We start from the raw sequence: 9974 nt of genomic DNA, 5'->3' as shown, positions 1-9974 counted from the left end.
GCATGGCGCTGGCGTGTGCCCTGCTCGCGGGCGCTGCGTTCGCGGACGATTCGCCCCAGGACCTGGTGCGCTCCGTTCCGGCCAACGTCATGGCCCTCTGCGCGGCCCAGCTTTCACCCGGGCAGGAGACGCAGTGGGCCCCCTGCACTCCCGCGGCCGAGGCGCCCCTCTCCCTGGTGGAGGATGCGCCCCTGATCGAGGACGAAATCCGGAGTGACCCCGGGCCCCACCCGTGGCTCGCGCTGGGTGAAGTCACGGCCATCAACCTGTTCGTCTGGACGTGGGACCGCTACATCGCGAAGAAGGACTGGGCGTACATCTCTCCCGCCGTCTGGAAGCAGAACCTCCGCACGGGCTTCGTCTGGGACCAGGACGGCTTCTCCACCAACCAGTTCGCGCACCCGTACCACGGCGGCCTCTATTACACGGCCTCGCGCGACAACGGCTTGGAGTACGAGTCCGCGGTGGCGCTCACGTTCCTGGGCAGCCTGCAGTGGGAGCTGTTCGCGGAGAACGAGCCGCCGTCCGCCAATGATCTCATCAACACCACCGTGGGCGGCGTGGCCATGGGCGAGGCGCTCTACCGGCTGTCCTCGCTGGTGCTGGACACGGAGGCCCGGGGCCGCCAGCGCTTCGTGCGCGAGCTGACCGCCGGCGTCTTGAGCCCCGTGCGCGGCCTCAACCGCGTGCTGCGCGGCGACGTGAACTACCACGGCGCCTCGCCCACGGAGTGGTGGCCGGACGACATCGCGGGCTGGGCCAGCCTGGGCTACCTCAAGCTGGGTGACGGCAAGTCCCTGGCCTGGGGGGAGGATCAATTCTTCATCCAGGGCACCCTGCGCTACGGCGACATGTACCGGGGCCCGCACCACCGCCCCTTCGACGCCTTCAACGCGCGCGTCCAGTTCACCTCACGGGAGACCAGCCTCGTCACCAACGCGCGGCTGCAGGGCCTGCTCGCGAAGGCCACGCTCTGGAACACCGAGCACGACGAGGTGCGCCTGGGCCTGTTCCAGCAGCTCAGCTACACGGACACGCTCGCGTATGAAGTGGGCGGCCAGTTCCTGAACGCGGGCTTCCTGCACGAGCACAAGTTCGCCAACCGCGCCCGGCTGAGGACGGCGCTGCTCGCGGACGGCAGCCTCATCACCGGCGTCTCCTCCGAGCACAACGGCAGCGACGAGAGCGAGGGCCGAGACTACGACTACGGCCCCGGCGTGGGCTTCCAGTTCCACATGGCCTACCTGCGCGAGGACTGGGAGGTCCTCACGCTGGATGCGGACGCCGAGCACGTGTTCGTGGTGGACGGCTCGGGCGGCGCGCACCGGGTGCACCAGGCCCAGCTCCAGGTGGACCTCCCCGTGTACAAGCAACTGGGGATGGGCTCGCAGCTGAACTTCTTCCGGCGCCACAGCCGCTTCGAGTCCTTCCCCGCCGTGACGAAGGACACCTGGCAGCTGCGCCTCTTCCTGTCCCTGCACTGAAGGCTGAAGGACGCTCAGCCCACCGCCTCGGATTTGGATGGCGCGGAGGGCAGCGAGTACGTCACCGGCGGCGGCAGCATCACGCGCACCTCGTCCCCCGCGCGGATGAGGCCCGGGCGCTCCACCCAGCCCACCAGTCCGCGCTTCTGCCACGCGGCCTTCACGAAGCGGCCCGCCAGCCCCTTCATGTCCGGGTGGTGCGCCTCAATCACGCGGCCGGGCCCCACGCAGGGCTGGTTCTCCCCTTCCATCACCAGCGTGGCCTCCTCCGGGAAGAACAGCCGCGTCCCCGGCGGCAGGTGCGTGAGCCTGGGCACGCCCACGAGCTCCAGGTTCGCGCCCAGCCAGGACGCCAGCACGTGCGGCACGCCCAGCGTGCGCGCCACCTCCACCAGCTCCTCGCGCGACACGATGGAGAGCTGCCGGGTGTTGCGGATGAGCGTCCCCTTGGGGAACCACGGCGCGCGCACGTCCGCCTTGCGCGTGAGGCCCGCGTGCCGGTCCCCCACGATGCCCGCGAAGTCCACCGTCACCTCCGGGACCTCCCGGGTGACGAAGCGCTTGGGTTCAGCGTCCGTGCACAGCAGCACGTTGGCCAGGTGTCCGGTCAGCGAGGGGGCAGGAGTGGGCATATCGGGCGCCCGTTCCAACACGCGGACGCGCCAAAATCAAAACAGCGTCATCTGCTGTGGCTTGCCCAGCGGGCGGGCGTCCGTGCCCGCGTCCCGCAGCGCCTGGGCCAGCTCCTCGGCGAAGCCGTGGCAGGTGATGACGTCCCGCGCGCCGGTGTCCTTCACGTAGCGCATGAGCGACGGGAAGTCCGCGTGGTCCGACAGCGGGAACGCCACGTCCGCGCCGTAGCGCCGCGCGCCGCCCGGGTCCATGGCCCAGCCGGTGAGCACCGCCGTCGCCCGGGGCCAGTGCGGCGCCAGGGCCCCGCCGCGCGCCAGGTGCGGCGGGAAGAAGAGCACTTCACCGGGCTCCACGCGGCCGTCGTAGCGGCGCAGGTTCTCGATGGGGACGCCCAGCTCCGCGTACAGCTCCGCGACCTCGAAGATGGACGGATGGGCGACCAGCTGGAAGCCGCGCAGGGCCAGCTGCTTCATCGCCTCCTGGCTCTTGCCCAGCGGATAGCCCAGCAGCACCGGCGTCACGCCCCGGTTCAGCTGCGCGCGCAGCCACGTCTCCACCTGCCCCATCACCTCCGGGCGCGGCGGGAAGCGGTAGCGCGGGTGACCGAAGGTGGACTCGATGACCAGCGTGTCGCAGGTGGCCACCTCCGTGGCCTCCGCGGTGAGCGACGGCGCGGTGTTCAGGTCCCCCGTGTAGACCATGCGCTTGCCGTCCGCGCGGGTGACCCGCAGCTGCGCGCTGCCCAGGATGTGGCCCGCGGGCAGGAGCTCCAACAGCAGCGAGCCCAGCTCGAACGGGCGGCGGAAGGGCACGGACAGCGGGGCCGCCACCGGGCCCAGCCGGTGCGCCATGAAGCGCAGCGTGGCCTGGGTGGCGATGGTGCTCTCATGGCGGGCGATGTGGTCCGAGTGCCCATGACTGACGAAGGACAGCGGCGACTTGCGCTTCGCGTCCAGCGACAGGGGCGTGCCCGTCAGGTGCAGGCCGTTGCGTCTCAGCTCCACGCTCATGGGATGGGCGCTGTCTATAGCGCGGCCCGGCCGCTCGCGCCGCCCGCCGGGCACCCCACCGCAGGCGCCGCATGCTCAGGCAGCGGGCGTGCGGCCCCGTGCCCGCCATCCGTCCCACACCACCGTGCCCAGCTCCGACGCGAAGACGCCCACGACGATGAGCGCGCCGCCCAGCCACTCCTTCATGCCCAGCACCTCGCGGCCCACCGCGACGGAGTAGACGGAGGCGAACACCGGCTCCATGGCGAAGATGAGCGCCGCGCGCACCGCGCTCGTGCGCGCCTGGCCCCACGTCTGGACGAGGATGGCCACCGCGCTCGCGAGCACGCCGCACGTGAGCACCGCCACCACCAGCGGCTGGCTCCACTCCAGCTTGCGCTCCACGAAGGGCAGGCACAGCGCGGACAGCACCGCCACGCCCACCAGCTGCACCGCCACCAGGCCCAGCGCGTTGTCCTTCGACGCGAAGCGCTCCGTGAGCAGGATGTGCCCCGCGTACGCCAGCGCGCAGCCAATGGACAGCCAGTCCCCCAGGTGCAGCCCGCCGGTGTCCCCGGGCAGGGTCTCACCGCCGGTGGGCCGCGTCAGCCAGTACAAGCCCACCGCCGCCAGCACCACGCCCACGGAGGTGCCCCACCGGGGCAGGCGCCGCAGCAGCACCACGGACAACAGCGGAACGAAGAGGACGTTCAGGCCGGTGAGGAACGCCGCGCGCGACGGCGTGGTCGTCTGGAGCCCCACCGTCTGGAGCGCGAAGCACACGAAGAGCACCGTCGCCAGCAAGAGCCCCTTGGGCACGATGCCGGGCGCGAGCATCCGCCCGCGCGCGATGGCCGCCAGCACCGCCGCGCCCACGATGAAGCGCAAGGTGAGGAAGGTGAACGGATCCGCGAACGCGAGCGCGTCCTTCACCACCACGAACGTCAACCCCCAGAAGACGGTGAGGAGCAACAGCGCCCCGTCCGCCTTCCACCGCGCACCCTCAGGCCCTTCAGACACCGGCTCCACCCTTCCCTGCCCACGCCATGAAGCAGGACGCCCTGCCCTTTGGCCCAGCCCCAACACGTGCGCAACCCCCAGGCCCGGCGTCAGCCCGGAAGTGGGCGCACCAGCACGACCAGCCGCTTGCTGCCCCCGGCCGCGTCCCACTGCTGGTTGGTGGCGTCCGTCAGCGCCTGGGGCGCCGGGCGGAACCCCAGGCCGGAGAAGGTGCGCAGGGAAGCGGTGTTGTCCTCGTCGATGTCCGCTTGGAGCCGGTCCGCGCCCTGCCGGGACATCTCCTCCACCAGGCACCGCACCAGGGCGGTGGCCACGCCCATGCGCCGCACCTTCGGGGACACCACCAGCGAGCGCACCCAGAAGCCGTCCAGCGCCAGCCCCTCCTGGTGGTAGTCATCCGCCCACGCGAAGCCGAGCAGGTGCCCCTGCGCGTCGAAGGCGCCCGCCGCCGCCCCCACGCGCCGCTCCGGAGCCAGGCCCCAGCGGTCGCGCAATTGCCGGCGCAGGAAGGTGCCGGACACCACCAGCCGCTCGGTGGCGAAGGCGAGCAGCGCGTCCAGGTCGTCCGGGCGCACCAGCCGGATTTCCAGCGGGCCCACGAACTGGCGGCGGATGGGCTTCGTCCACCCGGAGAACAGGTCGCGCAGGTGGCGGAACACCGCCCGGGACCCGGGCTTCGTCCACACGCCGGACAGGGTGCGCTGCAGGAGGAACAGGGCCGGCCGGGTGGGCCGGGGCAGCCGCATCACCCAGCGCCCGCGCTTGAGCGCGATGATGCGCCCCACCAATTCCCCGCCCGCCACGGGCGTGCCACCCAGCAGCGACTCCGTCACCCAGGGCTGGGTGGAGAGCACCACCTGCGCGGCCAGCCTGGGCCCGTGCCGCACCAGCGCCACGTCCCCGCGCGCCAGCCGCTCCGGTCCGCAGCGCAAGAGCCGCACCGCGTCCCCGCTGCGCAACAGCGGGTAGAGACACCGCCCCATGCCGCGCACCCACAGCCGGTGGCCGAAGGGCAGCGCCGCAAGCAGGTCCGCGAGCTCGGCCGTCGAGACGCCACCAGAGGGCATGGCGCCCACTCTGTCATGAAGGCGCCCCCGAAACCCGCCCCGGGTGCAGGCCCTGCTTCCGCTTCGTCCGGAACCGGCTATGACACGGCCCCAGGTCCAGGCCAGGAGGGCCCATGCCGCCGCAGACGAGTCCCGAGGGTGACTACGCCCCCGTCCCCCGCCAGGGATGGTGGAACCGCAACTGGAAGTGGGCGGTGCCCGTGGGCTGCCTGGGGATGGTGGGCTCGTGCTTCTGCTTCGCGGCCATCGCCGTGGGCTGGGGCTACTCGTCCTTCAAGGACATGGGCGCGTACACGGACGCCATCACGGAGGCCCAGGAGGATCCGCACGTGCAGAAGGCGCTGGGCGGCACCTTCAAGGCGGGCTTCCCCAGCAACACGTCCGTGAGCAGCGTCAACGGCCGCACCCACGCGGAGTTCGTCGTCCCGCTGGATGGCCCCAAGGCGGACGGCACCCTGCACGCCGTGGCGGACAAGAACGGCGAGGCGTGGACCTTCCGCACCCTCTACGTCCAGGTGCAGGACGGACAGCGCATCGACCTGCTCGACACGGAGGACACGCCCTCCGAAGGAGTCCCGGACGAGGAGGTGCCCCACGAGCTGGAGCCCGAGCCCTCCGAGCCGCCCGCCCAGAAGAAGCCCGGCGGCGACCACGACATCGAGCTGTAGACGTGACGAAGGGCGCGCCCCGGAAGAATCCGGTGACGCGCCCCTCGGGTACGACGGTCAGAAGCGGACTACTTCAGCTTCTGGATGCCCTCGCGCAGGGCGGGCAGGACCTTGAAGAGGTCGTCCACGAGGCCGTAGTCGGCCACCTGGAAGATGGGCGCCTCCGGGTCCTTGTTGATGGCGACGATGGTCTTCGAGGACTTCATGCCGGCCAGGTGCTGGATGGCGCCGCTGATGCCCGCGGCGATGTACAGCTTGGGCGCGACGACCTTGCCCGTCTGACCGACCTGCAGGTCGTTGGGAACCCAACCCGCGTCGCACACCGCGCGGGACGCGCCCACCGCGGCGCCCAGCAGGTCCGCCAGCGCTTCCACTTCCTTGAAGTCACCCTTGGTGCCGCGGCCACCGGAGACCACCACGCTGGCCTCGGTGAGCTCCGGACGGGCGCTCTTCACCTCGTTGAAGGACACGAACTTCGTCTTGGAGGCCTCCAGCTTCGGCTGGAAGGACTTCACCTCCGCGGACCCGCCCGCGCCTTCCGCCGCGCTGAACTCCGTGGCGCGGATGCTGATGACCTGCACCGGCGTGGACAGCTTCACCTCGGCGAACACGTTGCCGGCCCACATGGGGCGGGTGAAGGTGATGTCCGCGCCACTGCCGTTGATGGCGGTGATGTCGGTGGCCATGGCGGCCTTCAGCCGGGCGGCGACGCGCGGCAGCAGGTCCTTGCCCTGCGCCGTGGAGGCCGCGCCCACGAAGGTGGCCTTCAGCTCCTGCGCCAGGCCCGCGATGACGGGGGCGTAGACCTCCGCCAGATAGTGCTCGAACTCGGGAGCGGCGGCGGTGTGGATGGCCTTGGCGCCGGAGCCCTTGAGCTCCTCCGCCAGCTTGGACGGGTCCTTGGAAAGAAGGACGAGGTGCAGCTCGGCGCCGGCCTTGTCGGCCAGCTGCTTGCCTGCGGCGATGGCGTTCAGGGAGGCCTTGCGCAGGTTCCCGTCCGGCTGCTGCTCGGCGACGATGAGGACGATGGACATGGTGTGTCTGTCTCCGGAATCGTTGGAAGGGTTGGCAGCGGCGGTCAGACGACCTTCGCCTCGTTGTGGAGCTTCTCCACCAGGGTGGCCACGTCCGGCACCTTGATGCCCGCCTTGCGCGGCGGAGGCGACGCCAGCTTCAGCACCTGGATCTTCGGGGCCACGTCCACGCCCAGGCCCGCCGGGGTCAGCTCCTCGATGGGCTTGCTCTTCGCCTTCATGATGCCCGGGAGGCTGGCGTAGCGCGGCTGGTTCAGGCGCAGGTCCGTGGTGACGATGGCGGGCAGCTGGACCTCCAGGGTCGCCAGCCCGTTGTCCACTTCACGCACCACCTGGACGCTCTTCTTGTCCGCGGACAGCACCACCGCCGGGACCTTGTTCTTCTCCTGGTCGCTCTCCAGCGACTCCACCTTGGAGGCGAACGTGGCCTGGCCCCAGCCCAGGAACTCCGCCAGGTACTGGCCCACCTGGTTCTGGTCGTCGTCGATGGACTGCTTGCCCAGCAGGACGATGTCCGGCTTCTCCTTCTCCGCGACCTTCTGGAGCAGCCCCGCGATGCCCAGCTGATCCAGCGGGCCCGTGTGGTTCACCCAGATGGCGCGGTTGGCGCCCATGGCCAGCGCGTGGCGCAGCTGCTCCTGCACCTCCTTGCCGCCGATGGAGACCACCACCACCTCGCCGGTGTGCTTCGCCGCGAGGCGCAGGCCCTCTTCCACGCCGATTTCATCGAAGGGGTTGATCTTGTACTTCAACCCCTCCTTCACGATGTCCGAGCCGTCCGGCTTCACCTTGATCTTCGACTCGGGATCTTCCACGCGCTTGGCGGTGACAAGAATCTTCACGGCGGGCTTCTCCTCAGTGGGGAGGTTTGGAAATCAGGGCGCTTGACGCATCGCGCATCAGGGCCGGAGTAATAGACATCCGCACACGGCGGCGGCAACGGGAAAGCCCCGCCGGGCACAGTTTTGCTTTTCTACCTGAACAGTTCCTTCGCGATGACCAGGCGCTGCACCTGGCTCGTGCCCTCGTAGACCTGGATGAGCTTGGCGTCGCGCATCAGCTTCTCCACGGGGTATTCCTTCATGTAGCCGTAGCCGCCGAACACCTGCACGGCGTCCGTGGCGACCTTCATGGCCATGTCCGCGGCGAAGCACTTCGCATAGCTGGACTGGAGGGTGTTGCGCTGTCCTTCGTCCAGCACCTGCGCGCTCTCGTAGGTGAGCAGGCGCGCGGCGTGGGTGTTCATGGCCATCTCCGCCAGCATGAACTGGACGGCCTGGTGCTCGCGGATGGGCTTGCCCATCGTGTGGCGCTGCGCGGAGTACTCCAGCGAGTGCTCCAGCGCCGCGCGGGCGATGCCAATGGAGATGCTCGCCGTCAGCGGGCGGCTGTTGTCCAGCGTGGCCATGGCGATCTTGAAGCCCTCGCCCTCCTCGCCGATGCGGTTGGCGACGGGGACGCGCACCTCGTCGAACGTGACGGTGGTGGTGTTGCTGGCGCGCTGGCCCATCTTGTTCTCGTGCTTGCCGGTGGTGAGCCCCTGCGGACGGCCCTCCACGACGAAGCAGGTGATGCCCTTGTGCTTCTTGCCCTTGTCCAGCGTGGCGAACACGGTGAACTGGTCCGCGTAGCCGGCGTTGGTGATGAAGCACTTGCTGCCGTTGAGGACGTACTCGTCACCCTCGCGGCGCGCGGTGGTGCCCATGGCCGCCACGTCGGAGCCCGCGGAGGGCTCCGTGAGGCAGAAGCAGCTGAGCTTGAGCTTCTCCCCGAAGGGGGCCAGCAGGCGCTTCTTCTGGTCGTCCGTGCCGTGGAGGATGATGGGCAGGTTGGCCAGGTCGTTGGCGATGAGGGACGTGGCCACGCCCGCGCAGCCCCACGCCAGCTCCTCGCACACGATGACCTGCTCCAGGTGCGTCAGGCCCACGCCGTTGTACTCGGACGGGATGGCCATGTTCAGCAGGCCCAGCTCGAAGGCCGCGGAGATGAGGTCCTTGGGGAAGTCGGAGGTCTCGTCGTAGTGCGGGGCCTTGGGGCGCACCACGTCACGGGCGTACTTGCGCGCGGCATCCTGCAAGGCGCGCTGGTTTTCGCTGAGCTGGAAGTCCATGGGCGGGGCTCCGGAAGGGTTGATTCAAATATCAATCCGCTCCTCCTGCCATACCGCTCCCGCCGTCCTGGCGCCAGCCCCCGCGAGGGTCCCCCCGTCGTTCCAGGCACACCGGAACGGCAGGGGGAGCAGCCGGGCGGTTACTTCCCGGCGGGCTTGCCCTGCTTGGGGACCTTCTCCCAGTCCTGGAGGAACTTCTTGATGCCCGCGTCGGTCAGCGGGTGGTTGGCCAGCTGGGTGATGACGTTGAAGGGCAGCGTGGCGACGTCCGCGCCCAGGCGCGCGGCCTGGAGGACGTGGACGGGGTTGCGCACGCTGGCCACCAGCACCTGCGTGGTGAAGTCGTAGTTCTGGTAGATCTCCAGGATGTGGGCGATGAGCTCCATGCCGTCCTGGGAGATGTCATCCAGCCGGCCCACGAAGGGCGACACGTACGTGGCGCCGGCCTTGGCGCACAGCAGGGCCTGGTTGGCGGAGAAGCAGAGGGTGACGTTGGTGCGGATGCCCTCGGCGGTGAGCGCCTTGACGGCCTTCATGCCCTCCACGCCCATGGGGATCTTCACGACGACGTTGTCGTGGATCTTCGCCAGCTCCTTGCCTTCCTTGATGAGGTCCGGGGCCTCCAGCGAGACGCACTCGGCGCTGATGGGACCGTCCACGATGGAGCAGATCTCGCGGATGGTCTCGTCCAGCCCGCGGCCGACCTTGGCCAGCAGTGACGGGTTGGTGGTGACGCCGTCCACGCAGCCCATCTCGTGGGCCTTGCGGATTTCGCCGACGTCCGCGCTGTCGATGAAGAACTTCATGCCGTCCCCTTGGGTTTTTCCGGCCACGGGCGGCCGGGCGGGCAGGCCGTAGCCCAGGCCCCCCCATGCGTCAAGGATGGCCGCCCACGCGGAGGCTGGAGTAGAGGTAGCGCCCAGCCATGGCCCGCGCTCCCCGCTCCACCTGTCTCCAATACACATCTCC

The 9974-nt window shown here is 69.9% G+C and carries 10 protein-coding genes; 2 read left to right on the top strand and 8 right to left on the bottom strand.

Annotated elements, in window-relative coordinates; genetic code table 11:
* Positions 1 to 1484 (top strand): DUF3943 domain-containing protein (locus D7X55_RS28425; protein ID WP_233610120.1); only part of this gene is annotated, 1484 nt, incomplete at its 5' end.
* 14 nt (positions 1485 to 1498) lie between these two features.
* On the opposite strand, the gene D7X55_RS28420 is transcribed toward D7X55_RS28425, so the two are convergent.
* From D7X55_RS28420 to D7X55_RS28405, 4 genes are all read right to left on the bottom strand, one after another.
* On the bottom strand, positions 1499 to 2116 hold the full coding sequence (locus D7X55_RS28420; protein ID WP_120551134.1) for an MOSC domain-containing protein: 618 nt from the start codon (positions 2114 to 2116) through the stop codon (positions 1499 to 1501).
* A gap of 36 nt (positions 2117 to 2152) precedes the next feature.
* A complete protein-coding gene (locus D7X55_RS28415) occupies positions 2153 to 3127 on the bottom strand; it encodes an MBL fold metallo-hydrolase (RefSeq protein ID WP_121724692.1) in 975 nt (324 codons plus the stop codon).
* Between the two features lie 75 nt (positions 3128 to 3202).
* Positions 3203 to 4126: a DMT family transporter gene (locus D7X55_RS28410; RefSeq protein WP_233610119.1), complete on the bottom strand. Its 924-nt coding sequence runs from the start codon at positions 4124 to 4126 to the stop codon at positions 3203 to 3205.
* Positions 4127 to 4215: 89 nt separating this feature from the next.
* Positions 4216 to 5193 carry a GNAT family N-acetyltransferase gene (locus D7X55_RS28405; RefSeq protein WP_121724691.1) on the bottom strand — a complete coding sequence of 326 codons (978 nt, stop codon included), beginning with the start codon at positions 5191 to 5193 and terminating at the stop codon, positions 4216 to 4218.
* A 113-nt stretch (positions 5194 to 5306) separates the two neighbouring features.
* Between D7X55_RS28405 and D7X55_RS28400 the strand changes: the two genes are divergently transcribed.
* Complete coding sequence (locus D7X55_RS28400; RefSeq protein ID WP_121724690.1) at positions 5307 to 5861, top strand: cytochrome c oxidase assembly factor Coa1 family protein; 555 nt, start codon at positions 5307 to 5309, stop codon at positions 5859 to 5861.
* Positions 5862 to 5929: 68 nt separating this feature from the next.
* Here the strand turns inward: D7X55_RS28400 and D7X55_RS28395 are convergent, their stop codons facing one another.
* The 4 genes from D7X55_RS28395 to fsa form a co-directional block, all read right to left on the bottom strand.
* Positions 5930 to 6895: an electron transfer flavoprotein subunit alpha/FixB family protein gene (locus D7X55_RS28395; protein ID WP_120551130.1), complete on the bottom strand. Its 966-nt coding sequence runs from the start codon at positions 6893 to 6895 to the stop codon at positions 5930 to 5932.
* A gap of 44 nt (positions 6896 to 6939) precedes the next feature.
* Entirely contained in the window at positions 6940 to 7737 is a 798-nt protein-coding gene (locus D7X55_RS28390) for an electron transfer flavoprotein subunit beta/FixA family protein (RefSeq protein WP_120551129.1), read from the bottom strand.
* Between the two features lie 131 nt (positions 7738 to 7868).
* A complete protein-coding gene (locus D7X55_RS28385; RefSeq protein ID WP_120551128.1) occupies positions 7869 to 9005 on the bottom strand; it encodes an acyl-CoA dehydrogenase family protein in 1137 nt (378 codons plus the stop codon).
* Between the two features lie 140 nt (positions 9006 to 9145).
* Positions 9146 to 9811, bottom strand: a complete 666-nt coding sequence (gene fsa / locus D7X55_RS28380; protein WP_120551127.1) for a fructose-6-phosphate aldolase — start codon at positions 9809 to 9811, stop codon at positions 9146 to 9148.
* Positions 9812 to 9974: the final 163 nt, after the last annotated feature.

It is taken from the genome of Corallococcus sp. AB049A, assembly GCF_003668885.1.
Classification (GTDB): Bacteria; Myxococcota; Myxococcia; order Myxococcales; family Myxococcaceae; genus Corallococcus; species Corallococcus interemptor.
Note: the sequence above shows the minus strand (reverse complement) of the source record. Positions and strands in the feature narration are given on the sequence as shown.

Coding starts and splice junctions, on each gene's coding strand:
- D7X55_RS28420 (WP_120551134.1), bottom strand. CDS start 2,116: ATGCCCACTCCTGCCCCCTCGCTGACCGGACACCTGGCCAACGTGCTG.
- D7X55_RS28415 (WP_121724692.1), bottom strand. CDS start 3,127: ATGAGCGTGGAGCTGAGACGCAACGGCCTGCACCTGACGGGCACGCCC.
- D7X55_RS28405 (WP_121724691.1), bottom strand. CDS start 5,193: ATGCCCTCTGGTGGCGTCTCGACGGCCGAGCTCGCGGACCTGCTTGCG.
- D7X55_RS28400 (WP_121724690.1), top strand. CDS start 5,307: ATGCCGCCGCAGACGAGTCCCGAGGGTGACTACGCCCCCGTCCCCCGC.
- D7X55_RS28395 (WP_120551130.1), bottom strand. CDS start 6,895: ATGTCCATCGTCCTCATCGTCGCCGAGCAGCAGCCGGACGGGAACCTG.
- D7X55_RS28385 (WP_120551128.1), bottom strand. CDS start 9,005: ATGGACTTCCAGCTCAGCGAAAACCAGCGCGCCTTGCAGGATGCCGCG.
- fsa (WP_120551127.1), bottom strand. CDS start 9,811: ATGAAGTTCTTCATCGACAGCGCGGACGTCGGCGAAATCCGCAAGGCC.